18 protein-coding genes are annotated in these 20768 nt (G+C 41.2%); all 18 read left to right on the top strand.

Annotated elements, in window-relative coordinates; all coding sequences use genetic code 11:
• Positions 1-59: 59 nt before the first annotated feature.
• The 18 genes from mdh to thrS all read left to right on the top strand — a co-directional run bounded on the left by mdh (position 60) and on the right by thrS (position 20616).
• Positions 60-998, top strand: a complete 939-nt coding sequence (gene mdh / locus V7201_RS08915) for a malate dehydrogenase (protein WP_335376421.1) — start codon at positions 60-62, stop codon at positions 996-998.
• 164 nt (positions 999-1162) lie between these two features.
• On the top strand, positions 1163-1639 hold the full coding sequence (locus V7201_RS08910; RefSeq protein WP_335376420.1) for a MaoC/PaaZ C-terminal domain-containing protein: 477 nt from the start codon (positions 1163-1165) through the stop codon (positions 1637-1639).
• 137 nt (positions 1640-1776) lie between these two features.
• On the top strand, positions 1777-2493 hold the full coding sequence (locus V7201_RS08905) for a response regulator transcription factor (RefSeq protein WP_335376419.1): 717 nt from the start codon (positions 1777-1779) through the stop codon (positions 2491-2493).
• Positions 2490-4256: a two-component system histidine kinase PnpS gene (pnpS, locus tag V7201_RS08900; RefSeq protein ID WP_335376418.1), complete on the top strand. Its 1767-nt coding sequence runs from the start codon at positions 2490-2492 to the stop codon at positions 4254-4256. The genes V7201_RS08905 and pnpS overlap by 4 nt, the downstream gene beginning before the upstream one ends.
• Positions 4257-4518: 262 nt before the next feature.
• Positions 4519-5487: an FtsH protease activity modulator HflK gene (gene hflK, locus V7201_RS08895; RefSeq protein ID WP_335376417.1), complete on the top strand. Its 969-nt coding sequence runs from the start codon at positions 4519-4521 to the stop codon at positions 5485-5487.
• Positions 5480-6415, top strand: coding sequence for a protease modulator HflC (gene hflC, locus V7201_RS08890; protein ID WP_335376416.1), 936 nt, complete (start codon positions 5480-5482; stop codon positions 6413-6415). Before hflK ends, hflC begins: the two co-directional genes overlap by 8 nt.
• A gap of 149 nt (positions 6416-6564) precedes the next feature.
• Positions 6565-9198 (top strand): DNA polymerase I, encoded by a 2634-nt coding sequence (gene polA / locus V7201_RS08885; protein ID WP_335376415.1) that lies wholly within the window; start codon positions 6565-6567, stop codon positions 9196-9198.
• Between the two features lie 79 nt (positions 9199-9277).
• Positions 9278-10105 carry a DNA-formamidopyrimidine glycosylase gene (gene mutM / locus V7201_RS08880; protein ID WP_335376414.1) on the top strand — a complete coding sequence of 276 codons (828 nt, stop codon included), beginning with the start codon at positions 9278-9280 and terminating at the stop codon, positions 10103-10105.
• Positions 10106-10294: 189 nt separating this feature from the next.
• Entirely contained in the window at positions 10295-10927 is a 633-nt protein-coding gene (ytaF, locus tag V7201_RS08875; RefSeq protein ID WP_335376413.1) for a sporulation membrane protein YtaF, read from the top strand.
• A gap of 27 nt (positions 10928-10954) precedes the next feature.
• Entirely contained in the window at positions 10955-11554 is a 600-nt protein-coding gene (coaE, locus tag V7201_RS08870) for a dephospho-CoA kinase (RefSeq protein ID WP_335376412.1), read from the top strand.
• Positions 11555-11860: 306 nt separating this feature from the next.
• Positions 11861-12892, top strand: coding sequence for a glyceraldehyde-3-phosphate dehydrogenase (locus V7201_RS08865; RefSeq protein WP_335376411.1), 1032 nt, complete (start codon positions 11861-11863; stop codon positions 12890-12892).
• A 314-nt stretch (positions 12893-13206) separates the two neighbouring features.
• On the top strand, positions 13207-13587 hold the full coding sequence (speD, locus tag V7201_RS08860) for an adenosylmethionine decarboxylase (RefSeq protein ID WP_335376410.1): 381 nt from the start codon (positions 13207-13209) through the stop codon (positions 13585-13587).
• A gap of 104 nt (positions 13588-13691) precedes the next feature.
• Positions 13692-14096, top strand: a complete 405-nt coding sequence (locus V7201_RS08855; protein WP_335376409.1) for a hypothetical protein — start codon at positions 13692-13694, stop codon at positions 14094-14096.
• Between the two features lie 125 nt (positions 14097-14221).
• Entirely contained in the window at positions 14222-14683 is a 462-nt protein-coding gene (nrdR, locus tag V7201_RS08850; RefSeq protein ID WP_207500472.1) for a transcriptional regulator NrdR, read from the top strand.
• 288 nt (positions 14684-14971) lie between these two features.
• Entirely contained in the window at positions 14972-16384 is a 1413-nt protein-coding gene (locus tag V7201_RS08845; protein ID WP_335376408.1) for a replication initiation and membrane attachment family protein, read from the top strand.
• A gap of 5 nt (positions 16385-16389) precedes the next feature.
• Positions 16390-17322 (top strand): primosomal protein DnaI, encoded by a 933-nt coding sequence (dnaI, locus tag V7201_RS08840; protein WP_335376407.1) that lies wholly within the window; start codon positions 16390-16392, stop codon positions 17320-17322.
• Between the two features lie 127 nt (positions 17323-17449).
• Positions 17450-18325 (top strand): putative sporulation protein YtxC, encoded by an 876-nt coding sequence (gene ytxC, locus V7201_RS08835; RefSeq protein ID WP_335376406.1) that lies wholly within the window; start codon positions 17450-17452, stop codon positions 18323-18325.
• A 359-nt stretch (positions 18326-18684) separates the two neighbouring features.
• Complete coding sequence (thrS, locus tag V7201_RS08830; protein ID WP_335376405.1) at positions 18685-20616, top strand: threonine--tRNA ligase; 1932 nt, start codon at positions 18685-18687, stop codon at positions 20614-20616.
• Positions 20617-20768: the final 152 nt, after the last annotated feature.

Genomic DNA, 20768 nt, shown 5'->3' with positions numbered 1-20768 from the left:
CTTTACATAAATTTTTTTCAAAATATCCATAAATATGTACCTTCTGAGGAGGAAGCCTTATGTCATTGAAACGCAAAAAGATTTCAGTCATTGGTGGAGGATTCACAGGAGCAACTACAGCATTCTTGCTGGCACAAAAAGAACTTGGGGATGTAGTACTAGTCGATATCCCGCAAATGGAAAACCCTACAAAAGGTAAAGCACTGGATATGCTTGAAGCGAGCCCGGTTCAAGGCTTTGATGCCAACATTACTGGTACATCAAACTATGAAGATACTAAGGACTCTGACATCGTAGTCGTTACTGCTGGGATTGCCCGTAAGCCTGGCATGAGCCGTGATGACCTTGTCCAGACTAACCAAAAGATCATGAAAAATGTTGCACAGGAAATTGCCAAACACTCTCCTGAATGCTTCATCGTAGTTCTGACAAACCCGGTTGATGCAATGACTTATACTATTTTCAAAGAGTCCGGTTTCCCTAAAAACCGTGTAATTGGCCAATCAGGGGTACTTGACACTGCGCGCTTCCGTACATTCGTAGCCCAAGAATTAAATCTCTCAGTTAAAGACGTTACTGGTTTTGTTCTTGGCGGCCACGGAGATGACATGGTTCCTCTCGTACGTTATTCATACGCTGGAGGTATTCCGCTAGAAACACTTATTCCTAAAGATCGTCTTGAAGCAATCGTTGAACGTACACGCAAAGGCGGGGGAGAAATCGTTAACCTTCTCGGTAACGGCAGCGCATACTATGCACCTGCTGCGTCACTAGTTGAGATGTGCGAAGCGATTCTTAAGGATCAGCGTCGTATCTTGCCATCAATTGCATATTTAGAAGGAGAGTATGGATACGAAGGCATCTATCTTGGTGTTCCGACCATCCTTGGTGCTGGCGGAATAGAGAAAGTAATCGAGCTTGAATTAACTGCAGAAGAAAAAGCTGCACTTGATAAATCTGCTGATGCAGTCCGCAATGTTATGGCCGTGCTTGCTTAATCACTAACTGTTTATTAATAAAAAGCCTGTGTTTTGGCAGAGTATGAAATAAGAGAATCGGGGAATATTCCCCGATTTTTTTGCACAAATTAGTAAGTATTTAGTTTTTGGACAAGGGAATGGAATGCAAGGATCTAAACTTCTATTGCAAAGGGGTAAAGGCTATGCTGCTTGGAAAAAAACGTAAGCTCGGCAGGAAGCTTGAAGAAATGACTGTCGGCGAAAAACTGACATTAACTGAAAAAATTGAGGATAAAGATTTACTTTTGTATTTAGGATTAACGAATGATTCGAATCCTTTATATATTCAGCATGACTATGCTTCACAAACTCCTTATGAAAAGCCGATCGTTCCGGCGATTATGCTTAATGGAATCATAACTTCTGCTGTTTCGAAATATTTGCCGGGACCGGGAAGCAACATTTTAAAACAGGATATTGAGTTCGTGAAGCCCGTCTATCATTATGGTACTGTCCAGTTTCTATTTGAGGTAACTGAAGTAATTAAGAGCAAACATACAGTAGAAATCACAGTTTCAGGCAAGAATGAGAATGACGAAACCGTAATTAAAGGGAAACTGATTGTATGTCCGCCATATCCAGTCCAGCGAATGGACGGCAGGGCATTGGAAAATTTTTAAACGAAATGGGGATATACATGAAGATGTATATCCTTTTTTACATCTTAAAAATTTGATTTTCATTGATAGGTTGATATTATAATGTAGATAGTGCTAAATGGATGAATACAGGGGTAATAACTTTTGTGGAGGCTTATATGGACAAGAAGGTCTTGGTTGTTGATGATGAACAGTCAATCGTGACGCTGCTCAAGTATAACCTGGAACAGGCAGGTTATATTGTGGTAACAGCAATGGATGGTGAAGAAGGGATCAATATTGCTGCAGAAGAAAACCCGGATTTAATGATTTTGGATTTAATGCTTCCAAAGCTGGATGGAATTGAAGTTTGCAAGCAGCTGCGTCAGCAGAAAATAAACGTGCCAATTTTAATGCTTACTGCCAAGGATGATGAGTTTGACAAAGTGCTAGGCCTTGAGTTGGGTGCGGATGACTACATGACAAAACCTTTCAGCCCTCGCGAGGTTGTAGCAAGGGTAAAAGCTATATTGAGACGGGTGCAGACTCTTCCTGATGCTGTAGAGGAAAAGCAGGAAGATGAAGGACAAATCAAAATCGGAGAATTGAAGATTCTTCCTGAATTTTATGAAGCCTATTTCATGGGTGAGTTGCTTGAACTGACTCCTAAAGAGTTTGAGCTGCTGCTGTTTCTTGCCAGGAATAAAGGCAGAGTGCTGACACGCGATCAGCTGCTGAGTTCTGTTTGGAATTATGACTTTGCGGGTGACACGAGGATTGTTGACGTACATATCAGCCATTTGCGTGAGAAAATTGAGCAAAACACAAAAAAACCATCCTATATTAAAACCATTCGCGGACTGGGATATAAGCTGGAGGAACCTAAGGGAGAATGACAAAATACCGGACACGTCTTTTGTTTGCCCTTATTACCCTGATCATCATCGTTTTGTTAGGTTTAGGCTTAGTACTAGGCCAGTTATTTAAGAATTATTATATTCATTCATTCAATGAACGGATTAAAATAGAAATGAGCCTGTTAACAGCTAATATCGAGCAAAATGGCGGTTTGGACAAGCTGGATATAAATGAAATTGACCGGATGGGAGACCTATTGAATGCAAGGATCACACTTGTGGATATGGGTGGTGACATCCGTTATGATACTGGCAAAATATCGACAATAAATACTAGCAGACATAATGAGATTATCGGTGATGTTGTTGAAGATAAGCCAAAAGAACAGAGTGATCTTGAAATTGGCGGAGGATATGACCTTCATTATTATTGGAAGCCGCTCATTCATAAAGGGCAAAAAGAAGGGTACGTTTTTTTAACGACACAAATCAATGAACTGCAAAAGGCATATCGCCAAATTTGGTGGATTCTTACAATCAGTTTGGGATTGGCTCTTATTGTAATTATTCTGCTAGGTACAAGAATCACAAACCGCTATACAAAGCCAATCGAATCTGCAACAAATGTCGCAATCGAGCTTGCTAAGGGAAATTACCGCGCAAGGACTTATGAAGATCATATTGACGAAACGGGTATGCTCAGTGCATCCATTAATATTCTGGCAAGAAACCTGCAGGAGTTAATGAAAGCGAAGGAATCCCAGCAGGACCGTTTGACTACCCTGATTGAAAATATGGGCAGTGGATTGATCTTGATAGATAGCAGAGGATATATAAATTTAATCAATCGGCCATATAGGGAAATATTCAGTGTAGACCCTTCAGAGTATCTTTATAAGCTTTATTATGAAGTGATCGAACATGAAGAGATCTCCAAAATGGTCGAAGAAATTTTCATGACAGAACAAAAGGTCCGTAAACAAGTTGTTTTGCCTTTGGAGATCGAACGCCGCCATTTTGAAGTGTATGGGGTGCCGATTATTGGGACAAATAATGTTTGGAAAGGGATTCTGCTGGTTTTTCATGATATTACCGAATTGAAAAAGCTGGAACAGATGCGGAAGGACTTTGTTGCAAATGTTTCACATGAGTTAAAGACACCAATCACTTCCATCAAAGGCTTTTCTGAAACGCTGCTTGATGGCGCCATGCATGATAAAGGGACACTTGAAGCATTTTTGGACATTATTTTAAAAGAAAGCGATCGTCTTCAGGTTCTTATCCAGGAGCTGCTTGATCTATCTAAAATTGAACAGCACGGATTCAAATTAACAATCGGCAAAGTGGACTTGTTGCAGGGAATTACGGACGTGCTTGGAATTTTAAGAGGTAAGGCAGAAGAGAAAGACATAACCCTTGAAATAGGACAGATTAGCGAAAATATGGTGATTGAAGGTGACCCGGACAGGATCAAACAAGTGTTTATCAATCTGGTAAGCAATGCAATTACCTATTCTCCAAATCATGGGACCATCACGATTTCGTTATTTGATAAAAAAGAAATGGTTTCTATAGTTGTTAAGGATTCCGGGATTGGAATTGAGAAAAGTGAAATTCCTCGTATCTTTGAACGCTTTTACCGTGTAGATAAGGCCAGAAGCAGGAACTCAGGTGGTACAGGTCTAGGGTTGGCCATTGTAAAACATATTGTGGAGGCCCATAAAGGAAATATTGAAGTTACAAGTGAGGTCGGCAAAGGGACAACCTTTACCGTAAGGCTATATAAGAGGTTTCCTGGTTGATGACTAATTGTTCGTTCTTTCTCATTTTTGCATAAATTTACAATAGCTTAACAAGGGATTTATTTTTTCTTAACACTAAATTGCTACAATCATTAGTGAAAACCCCTTCATCCAAGGAGCTAGAAAAAAGCACAAGCAGACCCCGCTTGTGCTTTTTTCCATTGTTCAAAATACTATTTTGAATTATGATTCTTTTGAAACTTTTGTCATGGATGTAACGTAAATACCAACATAGACAGAAGTGCAGAAAGAGGGGAATAAAATGGCGAGCTTAAAAAAGATTTATCTTACCAGCGGGATCGTGGTTCTTGCTATTGTTTTAGGTCTATTGGCTTTTACGACCTGGTATACCGTTGATGAGTCTGAACAGGCTGTGATATTGACATTCGGCAAGGTTGAGGATGGCATCAGCGATCCAGGATTGCATTTCAAGCTGCCCTGGCCAATTCAAAGTGTAGAAAAGCTATCCAAGGAGACATTCAGCCTTCAGTTTGGCTATGAAGAAAACGATGGAGAAATAAAAGAGTTCCCTGATGAGACGAAAATGATCACAGGTGACGAAAATATTGTGCTTGCTGACCTTGTGGTGCAGTGGAAAATTACTGACCCGGAGAAATATTTATACAATGCGGATAATCCAAGAGAAATACTTTATGATGCTACATCAGCATCTGTAAGAAGTATAGTTGGAAATTCCAAAATTGACGACGCCCTGACTTCCGGTAAGGCGAAAATTGAAGCAGATGTGCGTGATTTGCTGTCATCACTTATAGAAAAATACGATATGGGTGTTTCTGTTCTTGGTGTTAAGCTCCAGGATGTTGAATTGCCCAATAAAGAAGTGCGTAAAGCATTTACTGATGTAACGGATGCCCGTGAGACGATGAATACAAAAATCAATGAAGCCAAGAAATACCAGAATAAACAGCTTAATGAGGCTCAAGGGGAGAAAGATGCACTAATTTCTCGAGCGGAAGGTGAAAAAGCGGCGAGGATTGAACGTGCAAGAGGTGACGTGGCCGTATTCAACAAACTTTATGTGGAATACAAACAGAGCCCAGATATCACAAAACAGCGGCTTATCCTTGAGACGCTTGAACAAGTTCTGCCCGGCACTGAAATATACATCATGAACGATGAAGGGAACACAATGAAGTATTTCCCAATTCGTCCGCTGGAGACTGAAAAGCCTAAGTCAGAAAAGGAAGGCAGTGAAAAGGATAATGGCTGATCAAAACGTTATTAATTTGAATGAAAAAACAGGCGGTTCATTCAGCTGGAGAAAATACACGAAGCTTGGACTTTTCCTGATTATTCTGGTCGCCTTGCTAGTATTAATATTCACCAATGTTTTCATTGTGAAGCAAGGAGAGTATAAAGTGGTTCGCCAGTTTGGTGAGGTAGTAAAGATTATCAAGGAACCAGGACTCAACTATAAAATACCTTTTGTGCAAAGCGTCACTACTTTGCCTAAATACCAGATGACTTATGATGTTTCACAAGCAGAAATCAATACTAAGGATAAGAAGAGAATGTTAATAGATAACTATGCGATCTGGAGAATTGAAGATCCTAAAAAGATGATTTCAAATGCAAGGTCTCTTGATGCCGCGGAATCCAGAATGGAAGAATTCATCTATTCTGTTGTGCGTTCTGAGCTTGGCCAGCTGGACTATGATGAAATCATTAATGATGAAAAGTCCTCCAGAGGTTCATTGAATGACAGAGTCACAGCTAAAGTAAATGAACTATTAGCAGGTGGAAATTATGGTATTATGGTTACCGATGTCCGTATGAAGAGAACGGATCTTCCTGCTGAAAATGAAAAGTCTGTTTTTACAAGAATGATCTCGGAACGGGAATCTAAGGCACAGGAATACCTCTCAATGGGTGACGCACAAAAGAATAGGATTATTGCCCAAACAGATAGGAATGTACAGGAAATCCTCGCTAAGGCGTCAGCAGATGCTGAAATGATCAGGGGTGAAGGTGAAGGGGAAGCAGCTAAGGTTTACAACCAAAGCTTCTCGAAGGACCCTGAATTCTATACGATGTTCCGCACACTCGAATCATATAAGAAAACAATTGACGGTGAAACCGTCATTGTCCTGCCATCAAATTCACCGTATGCACGAATGCTGATGGGCTATACAAATTAATATTGAGCTGCCCAAAAAGGCCGTTATTTTTCTTTCTATCATCTCTCATGATAAAATAGGAAGTAATTTAACGGTCTTTTCTTACATTAAAAAAGAAATAACACCGGCACTTGTTGGCGCATGTTGCTATTAAAAAGAGGAGGAATTACATGTCTAAAAAGCTTGTACTGATAGATGGAAATAGTATAGCGTACCGCGCTTTCTTTGCGCTGCCGCTATTGAACAATGAAAAAGGTATACATACGAATGCAGTCTACGGGTTTACGATGATGTTAATGAAAATCCTGGAGGATGAAAAGCCGACACATATTTTGGTTGCTTTTGATGCAGGTAAAACGACCTTCAGGCATAAAACCTTCAGTGAATATAAGGGAGGCAGACAAAAGACTCCGCCTGAACTATCCGAACAATTTCCGTTTATCCGTGAATTACTGTCTGCATACGGTATCCCTCAATATGAACTTGCAAATTATGAAGCCGATGACATCATCGGCACATTAAGCCTGCTTGCGGAAAAAGAAGGCTTCGAGACGAAGGTCATTTCCGGTGACAAGGACTTAACGCAGCTTAGCTCGAATAAGACGACCGTCAATATCACAAGGAAGGGCATTACAGATATTGAAGAGTATACACCGGCCCATATCCAGGAGAAATATGGCCTTACTGCTGAACAAATCATCGATATGAAGGGGCTTATGGGGGATGCTTCTGATAATATACCTGGAGTCCCTGGAGTAGGCGAAAAAACGGCGATTAAGCTTCTGAAAGAATATGGTACGCTTGAAAACTTGCTGCAATCCATTGAAAAAGTCAGCGGAAAAAAGCTTCAGGAAAAGCTTGCGGAGTTTAAAGAACAGGCTGTGATGAGCAAGGAACTAGCGACCATAACGAGAGAGGCGCCGGTTGAAGTGAGCTTGAATGAATTGGAATATGAAGGTTCAGAAAAAGATAAAGTCATGAAGATATTTAAAGAACTTGGTTTTAATTCGCTTCTTGACAAGCTGGGCGGGGATGTTGAAGCAGGAAACACAGTCGAGCTCGAGGATATTGAGTTTGAACAGGCGGACAATATTACCCCGGAAATGTTTGCAAAGGAAAGTACTTTTTATGTTGAAGTGCTAGAGGATAACTATCATTATGCTGACATCGTTGGCTTTGCTGTCGTAAGTGAGAAAGGCAGCTTTTATATGCCGGCAAAATTGGCTCTTGAATCTGATGAATTCAAAATATGGGCTGAGGATGAATCCTGTAAAAAGACTGTTTATGATGCAAAGCGTTCCGAAGTCAGCTTAAGACATCACGGAATTCATCTTAAAGGTGCTGGTTTTGATGTAGCGCTTGCTTCTTACATCATAAACCCATCTGAGAATCCTGATGATTTGGCTGCAGTTGCAAAACAGCATGGTTTCTTGAGTGTTCAATCAGACGAAGCCGTTTATGGCAAAGGGGCAAAACGAAGGATTCCGGAAGAGAAAATACTCGGTGAACATCTTGTCCGTAAGGCAGCTGCTTTGGCATTGTTAAAAGAAAAGCTTGAAAACGAATTATGGGAAAATGACCAGCATGATCTGTTTAGCAGCCTTGAAATGCCTTTGTCACTAGTGTTGGCCGATATGGAATATCAAGGTGTAAAACTGGATATGAATCGGCTAGTCAATATGGGGGAAGAAATCAAGGGCCGTCTGGCTGAAATCGAAACAAGGATTTTTGAAATGGCAGGCGAGCAATTCAATATCAATTCTCCAAAGCAATTAGGGGTCATCCTTTTTGAGAAGCTTGGTTTGCCTGCTGCGAAGAAGACAAAAACAGGATATTCAACGTCTGCGGATGTTCTTGAGAAACTGGCATCGAAACATAAAATCATTGAAGAAATCCTTAATTATCGACAGCTTGGAAAGCTTCAATCTACTTATATCGAAGGACTGCAAAAAGTAGTCAATAAAGAAACAGAAAAGGTCCATACGAGGTTCAATCAGGCATTAACCCAGACGGGAAGATTAAGCTCTACAGATCCAAACCTGCAAAACATCCCGATCCGCCTGGAAGAAGGCAGAAAAATTCGGGAAGCATTTGTTCCTTCCGAAAAGGACTGGGTCATCTTTGCGGCAGACTACTCTCAAATTGAGCTCCGTGTGCTGGCACATATTGCTGGAGATGAAAAATTGATAGAGGCTTTCCAGAATGATATGGATATTCATACAAAGACGGCTATGGAAGTTTTCAAGGTTGGGAAAGCTGATGTCACTTCCAATATGCGTCGCCACGCAAAGGCTGTAAACTTTGGTATTGTTTATGGAATCAGCGATTATGGACTATCCCAAAGCTTAAGTATTTCAAGGAAGGAAGCAGGAGAATTCATCGAACGTTATCTTGAAAGCTATCCTGGTGTAAAAGAGTACATGGATGAAATCGTAAAGGATGCAAAGCAAAAAGGGTACGTACAGACCCTTCTGCATCGCCGCAGATACATCCCTGAGATTACGAGCCGGAATTTTAATTTACGCAGCTTCGCAGAGCGGACGGCAATGAATACACCAATTCAGGGCAGCGCAGCGGATATCATAAAAAAAGCAATGATTGATATGGCTGACAGGCTTAAGGAAGAGGGGCTAAGGACAAGGCTGCTTCTGCAGGTACACGATGAACTGATTTTTGAGGCTCCAAAGGACGAAATTGAAAAGCTGAAAAAAGTTGTTCCTGATGTAATGGAAAACGCCATTGAACTAAGAGTGCCGCTTAAGGTGGATTATGCTTTCGGTCCAACCTGGTATGACGCAAAGTAAGTTAATTAATATACGCAAATGGTGCATATAAAGCAACAATGATGAAGAAACAACCATAAGTTTAGAAAGGCGGGATGAGATGCCTGAGCTTCCAGAAGTAGAAACCGTAAGGAGAACTTTAGAGGTTCTCGCAACGGGGAAAGAGATCAAGCATGTTTCAGTGTCCTGGCCAAAAATGATCAAGCGTCCTGAAGAGGCAGAACAATTTAACGATGCCCTGAAAGGACAAATAATTAAGGAAATTGGCCGAAGAGGAAAGTTTCTTATTCTTTACACTGAAAAGCTTGCGCTTGTTTCCCATTTAAGAATGGAAGGTAAATACGGTGTATTTAATGCCGGTGACCCTGTGGACAAGCATACACATGTCATTTTTTACTTTACCGACGGTACAGAATTGCGTTATAAGGATGTCCGGAAATTCGGAACGATGCATTTATATGAAAAGGGGAAAGAGTTTGAAACGCAGCCGCTTGCTGATTTAGGACCTGAACCTTTTTCAGAGCAATTTTCTGTTGAATGGCTGTCCGAAAAGCTGAAAAAGACAAATAGAAAGATAAAGCCAGCCCTTCTTGATCAAAAAATCCTTGTGGGGCTTGGGAACATATACGTTGATGAAGCCTTATTCCGGGCAAGGATTCATCCTGAACGTATTGCTAACACATTGACCCGTGAGGAAGAGGCAGTGCTGTATAAAGAAATCGTCAACACACTGTCTGAAGCAGTAGAAAAGGGAGGAAGCACGATTCGTTCATATGTAAACTCCCAGGGACAGATTGGCATGTTCCAGCTGCAGCTTTTTGTATACGGCCGTAAAAATGAACCATGCAAGGTTTGTGGCACTCCGCTGGAGAAAACAGTTGTTGGAGGCAGGGGAACCCATTTTTGTCCAAGGTGCCAAAAGCTTTAAAAGCCATTTAATAAGTTCTCCAGGTTTAAGCAGAGACTACCGTGGCCGTGCAGAAAGTGAGTGCCTGGAGCGGAACTCAACACATCATCCTACTCACATCCCATAAGTGAATAATGACAGATTGATTCTCACCATAAATAGGCTCCTTCCATATACTAACGTAGCGATTGACAGGAAGGAGCTCCGTTTATGGCACAAACAATCTCTCTGCTTTTACTTGCATTCGCTGTCAGTCTTGACAGTTTTAGTGTAGGGTTTACGTATGGATTGCGAAAAATGAGAATACCACTGAAATCGATAGCGGTAATTGCAGTCTGTTCTGCAGTTGTTCTGATGGCTGCCATGGTTATCGGTCATTTTCTTGAGAGCTTTTTTTCCCCTCAGCTAGCCGAAAAGCTGGGCGGATCCGTTTTGATCGTTCTTGGAGGATGGGTTTTATATCAATTTTTCCGTCCGGACAAAACGGAATTGCTCTGCCACGAAAAAATCATTCTTAATTTTGAGATTAAATCGCTTGGAATTGTCATTAACATCCTGAAAAAGCCAATGACTGCCGATTTTGACCGTTCTGGCACAATCAATGGCATTGAAGCAGTGATGCTGGGGCTTGCCTTATCCCTTGATGCCTTTGGAGCTGGGATCGGAGCGGCAATGCTTGGCTTCTCACCGGGTTATTTGGCATTAACTGCGGCCTGTATGAGTTCATTACTCGTATATGCCGGCATGAAACTGGGCAGTCATTTTTCTGAAATTGGCTGGATGCAGAAGTTTTCCTTTGTCCCAGGAATTTTATTGATCATAATTGGGGTGCTGAAGCTTTAACAGCCCTGTGAAAGGAATACAAAGTGAATGTCATTAGTTATAGGATTAACCGGAGGTATAGCAAGCGGGAAAAGCACGGTATCCGCCATGTTTGCTGACATGGGGATCACGGTGATTGATGCAGATATAGAGGCCAGACTTGCTGTTGATATAGGAGAAAAAGCATACAATGATATTGTCAGCCACTTTGGGAAATCGATATTAGCTGAAGATGGCGCGATAAATCGCCAGAAATTAGGTTCAATTATTTTTAATGATGAAGAAAAAAGAAATCTGCTTAATTCAATCGTCCATCCTGCAGTAAGAGAAAGGATGGCGCAAAAGAGGCAGAAAGCAGAAGAAGCAAATGAAAAAGCGATTGTCATGGACATCCCCCTGCTTTTTGAAAGTAAGCTCACGGGCCTTGTTGAAAAAATCATTCTTGTTTATGTAGACGAAGAAACCCAGCAGGAAAGACTAATGCAACGAAATGGGTTTTCCGAAGCAGAAGCATTATCAAGAATAAAATCCCAAATGCCATTAAAGGATAAAGTAAAGTGGGCAGATGCGGTGATCGATAATGGAGGAAGCGTTGAACATACAAAAGCTCAGTTGATGGATATTTTAAAAGATTGGGGAATATTATAGGAGCCTTTATGGCTCTTTTTTTGTTGTTTTTTTAACTATCCCATGATTGTTATGAATGCCCACCTTAAGTGAATCACAGCGAAGGATATACACCAAAGTAAGTATTAGTACAAATTTCACAACGATTATGGCAAAAATAAACGAAAATAATATTCCATATGAGAGATGTATTACGCCTTTAGTTGTCAGAATTATTTTATATTTAAAATGTGTGCATTTAATCAGCACAAATAAAATTCAATATGTTATACTAATACCATACAAAGGGGTTATTAAGTATAACACTAATTCGGAAGGGGCCGTACAATGAAGGCGAGAATAGCGATAAACGGTTTTGGGAGAATTGGCAGAATGGTTTTCAGAAGAGCCATTCTTGAAGACAATCTTGAGGTTGTAGCAATCAATGCGAGCTATCCAGCTGAAACTCTGGCGCATTTAATTAAATATGATTCAACACATGGTCAATTTACAGGTGAAGTCATTCCTGCGGATGATCATTTGCTCGTGAATGGAAAAACTGTAAAATTATTAAGCAACCGAAATCCTGCAGAGCTTCCTTGGAAAGAAATGAAGATTGATATTGTCATAGAAGCAACAGGGAAATTCAATTCACGAGACAAGGCTGCGCTCCACCTTGATGCTGGTGCAAAGAAGGTCATTTTGACTGCACCTGGTACGAATGAGGATATCACTATTGTGATGGGAGTAAATGAAAGCGCATTAAATATTGAAAAACACGATGTGATTTCCAATGCGTCATGTACGACCAACTGTCTTGCGCCAGTGGCAAAAGTACTTGATGATACTTTTGGCATCGAAAATGGATTGATGACTACTGTACATGCATATACGAATGACCAGAATAACATCGACAATCCACATAAGGACTTGCGGAGGGCACGCTCTTGCGGCCAATCGATTATTCCTACTTCAACGGGGGCTGCTAAGGCTTTATCTCTTGTGCTTCCTCAGCTTAAAGGCAAGCTGCATGGCATGGCATTAAGAGTTCCGACTCCAAACGTTTCACTTATTGACCTTGTTGTCGACTTGAAAAGGGAAGTAACGATTGACGAAATCAACGATGCCTTTTACTCAGCATCAAAAGGGAACCTTAACGGAATCCTAGATATTACTACAGAGCCTCTCGTATCCATTGACTTTAACACGAATGAACACTCAGCAATCGTGGATGGACTGTCGACTATGGTGATCGGTGCAAATAAAGTCAAGGTTCTTGCGTGGTATGACAATGAATGGGGCTACTCAAGCAGGGTTGTTGACCTTACGAAGTATGTTGCCCATGCAATGTTAAATTCTGTTACAGTAAAAGTTGGATAAAAAAAGCACTTAAGCTTGCCGGTCACGGCAAGCTTATTTATATTTGCTGTAATTGGAGTACCTTAAAGCCTATTAACTTAGTATCTATGAAATTGTGAAAAAATCTCGTGGAAAATCATGATAAAAATTTTGTTTTCATGTGTTGCAAAAAAAATATAAACAAAGTATACTAGTCATCGTGAACTTCTTAATAACGGTACCAATTGGCTACTTAAAGGGTTAGGACCTCTCTGGACTAACTTTCCCCCGTGGTAGTTAAGATACCATTGAAACTAAGGATTTCATTCTAATAATGTTAGAGGGGGAAATTGAATATGGAAACAATGGGTCGTCATGTAATTTCTGAACTTTGGGGTTGCGATTTTGAAAAATTAAATGATATGAATTATATTGAACAAACTTTCGTTTCAGCTGCTTTGAAATCTGGTGCTGAAATCCGCGAAGTGGCATTTCACAAATTTGCGCCACAAGGTGTAAGCGGAGTTGTCATTATTTCTGAATCTCATTTAACTATTCACAGCTTCCCAGAACATGGATACGCCAGCATTGATGTTTATACATGCGGCGATCTGAATCCTAATATTGCAGCAGACTATATTGCAGAAGCTCTTGGTGCTCAAACTCGCGAGAATATCGAACTTCCGCGCGGCATGGGTCCAGTGCAAGTGAAACAAGCACAAGCTAAAGCTCTATAATTAAATTACGAATGATAACAAGAGGTGTAGCGATACACCTCTTTTTTAATTTATATCAAAATACGGTACACTGTAACTATATTGATTAAACGGGAGGACCTTTAATGTCTTTTTTAAAAGCCCTTACAGGACGTTACCAAAAGTTAGCCGGAACGAGTGAAAGTCATCGGGACGAACAATTAAGAACTCGTTATTATAAAGCCAATTTCAATCAGATGTTCCAATCAGTTGAAGAACTTCTGCAAGCAGACCCGTCATGCAGGATTACGAGCGTTTCAAAGGAACATGGCGAAATTTCTGTGGAGATAAACAGAAAGGTGCCTTCATTTATGACCGTTACGGTTGTAACGACTAAGCCTTTTGAAACCGCAGTTGACCTGCACATTTCAACTGAGCGCTTTTCGCCTTCGGGAATTAATCCTATACTGAAAAATGAATTGGTGCTTTTTTATCAAAAAATTGATCGTACGCATACATATATTGGCTCGGGCATTAATGGAAATGTATAGTTCCTCTTGTCCAGATACTTACTTTTTTATAAGATAATAGTTAAGGATAAATAAAATGCGGAAGCGCCTGCATTGTGAGGTTTTTTCCATCACTCATTATTTCAAAATATTCGGAGCTGATCGAAATGAAATGTCCAACTTGCCAAAATAACTCTACCAGGGTCCTTGATTCAAGGCCGGTGGATGATAGCCGATCAATTCGACGCAGACGGGAATGTGAAGAATGCGGCTTTCGTTTTACCACTTTTGAAAAAGTGGAAGAGATTCCTTTGATCGTAGTAAAAAAAGAAGGCACACGCGAGGAATTCAATCGCGAAAAACTTCTGCGTGGATTAATTAAAGCTTGTGAAAAACGACCAGTGGCTTTAAAAGAACTCGAGGATCTTGCTTCTGAGGTTGAGAAAGAATTGCGCAGCCAGGGTGTATCTGAAATTAAGAGCGACGCGGTTGGCGAAATGGTGATGGACAGGCTAGCCAAGGTCGATGAAGTAGCCTATGTTCGATTCGCATCCGTATACCGCCAGTTCAAGGATATAAATGTCTTTATTGATGAACTTAAAGAATTATTGAAAAAAGAACAATCCTGAAGTTATAAACTTTTGAAATTACTTGAAGTGTCTTAGCAACTCAAGATTCTTTATAGTCGAAAGAAAAACTTGGGAAATCCTTAACAATCGTTACGGAAATTTGGATAAAGTCTTGAAGTTCTGTTGTAACCTCAAAAAATAATGAAGGAGCTGAGGGAAACTTCAGCTTTTTTTTTAAGATAAGAAAGTGGAAAATTTATTTCGAGAATTGTCCAGCTCCAGCGCTTGTCGGGGCTGACCAAGGCGCTTGCGCTTTTCTATTGAACATGTTTCGGAGGAGGGATTTGGATGGCGCAGCATTGGCAGGAAACTTTGCCTGTAGACCAGTATACCGTCACATCTGGCGGCCTGTTGCATGATTATGATCGCAAGGTTTTAACCTTCTTATATCAGCCTTTGATTGGGCCAGCGTGCTTAAGTCTTTACATGACGATGTGGGCCGAACTTGAAGAAAACCGCCTATGGTCTGAGGCTGTAACGCATCATAACTTAATGAGCATTATGGATATGAACCTGAAGGATATCTATCATGCCCGGCAGAAGCTTGAAGGGATGGGGCTGCTAAAGACTTTTGTTAAAAATGGAGAAGATGGACGTTCCTTTATATATGAGTTGCAGCCTCCGCTCACCCCGGAACAGTTTTTCCTTGATGGGATGTTAAATGTTTATCTCTATCGCAAGGTTGGCAAGAACCAGTTCTTGCGACTAAAGCGATTTTTTAGTGATAAGTCTATTACATCCGGTCCTGGATATTCGGAAATCACCAAGGCGTTTCAGGACGTTTTTCTGTCAGTGCCCCCTGAAGCACTTAAGAATAATCCAGATTACGCTGTCGACCTTCAGGCTGAGGAAGGTAATGCTTTTATAGGCAGGGCAGAAGCATCAAAAATCCAGATTGATCCTGGTGAGTTTAACTTCGATTTGCTTTTGGGCGGGCTGAAAGAGTCGCTCATTCCAAAAAAGGCTTTTACCAAGAAAGTGAAGGAGGCAATCAGCAATCTCGCCTTCCTGTACGGAATTGATGCTCTTAAAATGAAAAATATTGTTCTCAGTGCCGTCAATGCGGAAAATGAAATTGATATCGATGAATTGCGCAAGGCAGCAAGGGATTGGTATCAATTTGAATATCAGGATCAGCTGCCTGCGCTGCTGGACCGGGTTCAGCCTGCTCAACATAAAGCAGGGATTTCAAAGCCGAAAACGAAGGAAGAGGAATTGATCCTCTATTTTGAACGAATTTCCCCACGTCAGCTTCTGATTGATTATTCAGGTGGTGCGGAACCTTCCAAATCGGATTTGCAGATCATTGAAGAGGTAATGTTCAACCAGAAACTGCTGCCAGGAGTGGTGAATGTTTTAGTTGATTATGTTATGCTCAAGACGGATAAAAAGCTGGCAAAGGGCTACATCGAAAAGATAGCGAGCCACTGGTCCCGGAAGAAAATTTCAACGGTTATTGAAGCAATGCAGCTGGCTAAAAATGAGCACCGCCAATATCTCGAATGGGCGGAAGGCAAGAAGGCTCCTGCTTCTGGGGGCAAGCGAAAACCTGTCCGCAAGGAAGTTTTGCCCGATTGGTTTGAGAAAAAGAGTGAAAGTGAACAGAATCAGCAAGCTGGTGCACAGGATAATGATCATGACTATGAAATAGAGAAGAAAAAGCTCGAAGAAGAACTTAAGAAATTTAAATCTGGGAGGTGACTCAGGTGCAAAATATAAACGAAACGCTGAAGAAGCTGGCAAACAACCAAAACTTCCAGACTCGCTATGAAGCGATCAAGCAAAAGGTGATGCAGGATCATCATGTAAAACAATTCCTGGACGAGAACGCAGATCGTGTAACCCGCGAGATGCTCGACGGGAGTATGTCCAAACTGTATGAGTTCACTACCCAAAGCAGGGGATGTGATGACTGCCCAACCCTTGAATCCTGCAAAAATATGATAAAAGGATATGAACCGGAGCTTTTTATCAAAGGGAATTATATCGACATTAAATATGACCGCTGCAAGAAAAAAATCATGCATGATGAACGTCAAAAGCATGCGCGGTTGATCAATAGCATTTTCGTGCCAAAGGAAATCTTAAAGGCGTCATTTGGTGATATTGAACTTGATGACCAGGGAAGATTCAAAGCGATTAAAATGGCCAAGGATTTCGTTGAAAGCTATGAACCTGGCCAAAAGCAAAAAGGCTTGTTCCTGCATGGTTCCTTTGGTACCGGAAAATCATATCTTCTTGGTGCGATAGCAAATGAACTTGCACAGAAACAGGTCAGTTCGCTAATCGTCTACGTTCCGGAGTTTTTCCGTGAAATGAAAAATGCAATTGGTGACCATAGCGTAAATGACAAGCTTGAAGCGATAAAAAAAGCGAATGTACTCATGCTCGATGATATCGGTGCTGAAACAATGAGCAGCTGGGCACGCGATGAGATCCTTGGGACTATACTCCAATTCCGTATGCTTGAAAACCTGCCGACCTTCTTTACATCGAATTTTGACCTGAAAGGGCTGGAACATCATCTGACACACAGCCAGCGGGGAGAAGAAGAGCAGTTGAAAGCAGCGAGAATCATGGAACGAATCAAATATCTTGCTGACCCTGTGAAAGTGGAAGGGAAAAATCGAAGAATATAAAATAATGCCGCAGACCAATAGCTGCGGCATTATTTTTTTGTAATGATAATCCGGCAACTGAATACTTCTAAATTGTCCAAGTTCCCCATATATATAATCAGGGATTATTTATAAAGGGGGGATATGGTTGATTGAAATCATCTTCCAAAAAAAGCAGGATGCCTGGAATTTGTATCAGCATTTACTTGCCAGGCTTGCTTCTTGGCCGGAAACGTATTCAATTCTTCTGAATGAAGATCGAAATAGAGTGCAAATACCCACTCAATTATATATAGATGGAATGCTTCAGGAACTAAAAAGGAGTTTTTCCGATTTTATCATCATGACCAAACGAGAGGAATGGTTCAGGACCATACTGACGGAAGCTTATCTTTTTACTGAAGTTGAAGAGCAGGACCAAATCATTGAAATCATTTATTCTGTTCTCGAAGGTGACCGGGAGGAGCTAGCCCCATTTATGGAAGGGGTCGAAGAAAATGGTCACATTGAAAAAGCTGTGAATGAAATTTTTAATGAGAAAATCTCTTTCTCTTTCGATTCCTTTGTAAAGTTCAGATTGAAGGCTTATGTCGAACAGCTCTCCCAGTGGGTGGAGATTGCGATTGATGAGTATAAAATGGAACAGGAATATCAGGTATTCGTCCATACCCTAAGGAGCTTTCTTGCTGGCCGAAAACCCCAACTCGCCCATTTGTACCTCGTTATCGATGAAAATATGTCGTTTTACGACCAGTATTTTATTGAAATGAAGAGGAGTGAACTGTTTAAAGCGATTGACCGTAAATTGCTTGTCAATCATCCCGTCTATGTCGACTCTGGAACGATTGCTCCTCTTTTATCGATTGCTCCAAAAAACATCTACTTATATACAGACGATGCACAGCAGCCCTTGGTGCGGACAATTATTAATATTTTTGAAGAGCGTGTGAAAATTAGCCCAATTTCTGTTTTTGGGTTAGATAAAGAAAATTTTTTAAGAGAGGAAAGTGAAAATATACGTTAGCCCACTTGATTTTCAAAACATTACAAACTATAATTACGTACATACTAAATGAATCAAGTCATTGTGTTGATGAGGACATGGGCTTTCTTGAAAGGTTTCCAGAGAGGGAAGACAAGGCTGAAAACTTCCTAACACTTAAAGATTGCTTACCACCTTTGAACTCCAGTTATGAACGCCTTTGGCAAGTATTGACTGGCGGCAGCTGCCGTTATCTCAACCAGAGTCATTCTGTCGCTTTTTTGCGAAAGAATGTAAAATTGGGTGGAACCACGTGTGATCAAACTCGTCCCTGTTTCAGGGACGGGTTTTTTTATTTTTGCGCAAGTTTTTGCGCCAATTCTTTTAAGGAGGAAAAGCCAATGGCAGACATGTTAAAAATTTCGTTTCCAGATGGAGCAGTAAAGGAGTTTCCGGCAGGAACAACAACTGAAGACATTGCGAGCTCAATCAGCCCGGGCCTTAAGAAGAAAGCCATTGCCGGTATGGTGAATGGACAGCCGTATGATCTCAAGAGACCAATCGAAGAGGATGCGTCAATTGAAATCGTTACACCTGACCATCCGGAAGCACTTGAAATTCTGCGCCACAGCTCCGCGCATTTAATGGCACAGGCAATTAAGCGTCTTTATAAGAACGTCAAGCTAGGAGTTGGCCCTGTAATCGAAGGCGGCTTCTATTATGATATCGATATTGAGGAGTCTTTGACTCCAGAAGATTTACCTGCGATTGAAAAAGAAATGAACAAAATCATCAATGAAAATATTGATATTGTCCGTAAAGAAGTCAGTCGTGACGAAGCTGTACAATTCTTTAAAGAAATCGGCGATGAGTATAAGCTTGAATTGATTGAAGCGATTCCTTCCGATGAAAAAGTGACTCTATATGAGCAAGGAGATTTTGTTGACCTTTGTCGTGGCGTGCATGTTCCTTCCACTGGAAAACTGAAGGAATTCAAATTGCTCAGCATTGCCGGCGCTTACTGGCGCGGGGACAGCGACAACAAGATGCTACAGCGTATCTACGGTACTGCTTTCTTCAAAAAAGAAGATCTAAAGGAACACTTAAGACTTCTTGAAGAAGCGAAAGAGCGTGATCACCGAAAGTTAGGTAAAGAACTTAACCTATTCACTAACTCACAAAAGGTTGGCCAGGGGCTACCACTTTGGCTGCCTAAAGGTGCTACAATCCGCCGCATCATTGAGCGTTACATTGTTGATAAAGAAGTAAGCCTTGGATATGACCATGTATACACTCCTGTAATGGGAAGTGTGGAGCTTTATAAAACTTCCGGACACTGGGATCACTATCAAGAAAACATGTTCCCAGTAATGGAAATGGATAACGAGCAGCTTGTTTTAAGACCGATGAACTGTCCTCACCATATGATGGTGTACAAAAACAGCATTCACAGCTACAGGGAACTTCCAATCAGGATTGCAGAGCTTGGCACAATGCACCGCTATGAAATGTCAGGTGCTTTGGCAGGTCTCCAGCGTGTCCGCGGAATGACTTTGAATGACGCTCATATCTTCGTCCGCCCTGACCAAATCAAGGAAGAGTTCAAGCGTGTTGTGCAACTAGTTCTTGAAGTTTACAAGGATTTTGATATGAACGATTACTCTTTCCGTCTTTCTTACCGCGATCCACAGGATAAAGAAAAATATTTTGATGATGACCAAATGTGGGAAAAGGCACAGTCCATGTTGAAAGAAGCAATGGATGAAATGGGACTTGACTATTTTGAGGCGGAAGGCGAAGCAGCATTTTACGGCCCTAAGCTTGATGTCCAGGTTAAGACTGCTCTTGGGAAAGAAGAAACACTTTCAACTGTCCAGCTTGATTTCTTGCTTCCTGAGCGCTTTGATTTAACTTATATTGGGGAAGATGGCAAACACCATCGTCCAGTCGTTATCCACCGCGGTGTTGTATCGACTATGGAAAGATTCGTTGCCTTCCTGATCGAGGAATACAAGGGCGCATTCCCAACATGGCTGGCGCCGGTTCAAGCACAAGTCATCCCTGTTTCACCATCTGTGCATTATGACTATGCACGTGAAATCCAGGAAAAGCTTAAAGCAGAAGGCTTCCGTGTTGAAATTGATGGCCGTGATGAAAAGATTGGCTATAAAATCCGTGAAGCGCAAATGCAGAAGATTCCTTATATGCTCGTTGTTGGTGATAATGAGGTGGCTGAAAAAGCAGTCAACGTCCGTAAATACGGTGAACAAAAATCAGAAACTGTTTCGTTCGATGAATTCCTTGAGGCTTTCAGGAAGGAAGCGAAGAAGTAATAAAAAGGCTCTGTTAAAGCTGAATATTGATTTTTAACCCCTGTTGATTGTAGTGGAAGGCGCGTAGACTCCTCCGAAAATGCTAACGCATTCCCTCGTGCGTGGGCAGGCTCGAGGAAGCTATTCAATGTCCTGCAGGCTCAGCGCCAGCC

The organism is Bacillus sp. JJ1122, from assembly GCF_036964885.1.
Lineage (GTDB): Bacteria > Bacillota > Bacilli > Bacillales > Cytobacillaceae > Mesobacillus.
The sequence above is the reverse complement of the archived record's forward strand: the minus strand, read 5'-3'. Positions and strand labels throughout refer to the sequence as shown.

What these genes read in the sequence shown, in the direction of transcription:
- mdh (WP_335376421.1), top strand. Translation starts at nt 60, where the DNA reads ATGTCATTGAAACGCAAAAAGATTTCAGTCATTGGTGGAGGATTCACA.
- ytaF (WP_335376413.1), top strand. Translation starts at nt 10,295, where the DNA reads ATGGCACAAACAATCTCTCTGCTTTTACTTGCATTCGCTGTCAGTCTT.
- polA (WP_335376415.1), top strand. Translation starts at nt 6,565, where the DNA reads ATGTCTAAAAAGCTTGTACTGATAGATGGAAATAGTATAGCGTACCGC.
- nrdR (WP_207500472.1), top strand. Translation starts at nt 14,222, where the DNA reads ATGAAATGTCCAACTTGCCAAAATAACTCTACCAGGGTCCTTGATTCA.
- mutM (WP_335376414.1), top strand. Translation starts at nt 9,278, where the DNA reads ATGCCTGAGCTTCCAGAAGTAGAAACCGTAAGGAGAACTTTAGAGGTT.
- V7201_RS08855 (WP_335376409.1), top strand. Translation starts at nt 13,692, where the DNA reads ATGTCTTTTTTAAAAGCCCTTACAGGACGTTACCAAAAGTTAGCCGGA.
- thrS (WP_335376405.1), top strand. Translation starts at nt 18,685, where the DNA reads ATGGCAGACATGTTAAAAATTTCGTTTCCAGATGGAGCAGTAAAGGAG.
- coaE (WP_335376412.1), top strand. Translation starts at nt 10,955, where the DNA reads ATGTCATTAGTTATAGGATTAACCGGAGGTATAGCAAGCGGGAAAAGC.
- V7201_RS08845 (WP_335376408.1), top strand. Translation starts at nt 14,972, where the DNA reads ATGGCGCAGCATTGGCAGGAAACTTTGCCTGTAGACCAGTATACCGTC.
- V7201_RS08865 (WP_335376411.1), top strand. Translation starts at nt 11,861, where the DNA reads ATGAAGGCGAGAATAGCGATAAACGGTTTTGGGAGAATTGGCAGAATG.
- V7201_RS08910 (WP_335376420.1), top strand. Translation starts at nt 1,163, where the DNA reads ATGCTGCTTGGAAAAAAACGTAAGCTCGGCAGGAAGCTTGAAGAAATG.
- hflC (WP_335376416.1), top strand. Translation starts at nt 5,480, where the DNA reads ATGGCTGATCAAAACGTTATTAATTTGAATGAAAAAACAGGCGGTTCA.
- speD (WP_335376410.1), top strand. Translation starts at nt 13,207, where the DNA reads ATGGAAACAATGGGTCGTCATGTAATTTCTGAACTTTGGGGTTGCGAT.
- hflK (WP_335376417.1), top strand. Translation starts at nt 4,519, where the DNA reads ATGGCGAGCTTAAAAAAGATTTATCTTACCAGCGGGATCGTGGTTCTT.
- pnpS (WP_335376418.1), top strand. Translation starts at nt 2,490, where the DNA reads ATGACAAAATACCGGACACGTCTTTTGTTTGCCCTTATTACCCTGATC.
- V7201_RS08905 (WP_335376419.1), top strand. Translation starts at nt 1,777, where the DNA reads ATGGACAAGAAGGTCTTGGTTGTTGATGATGAACAGTCAATCGTGACG.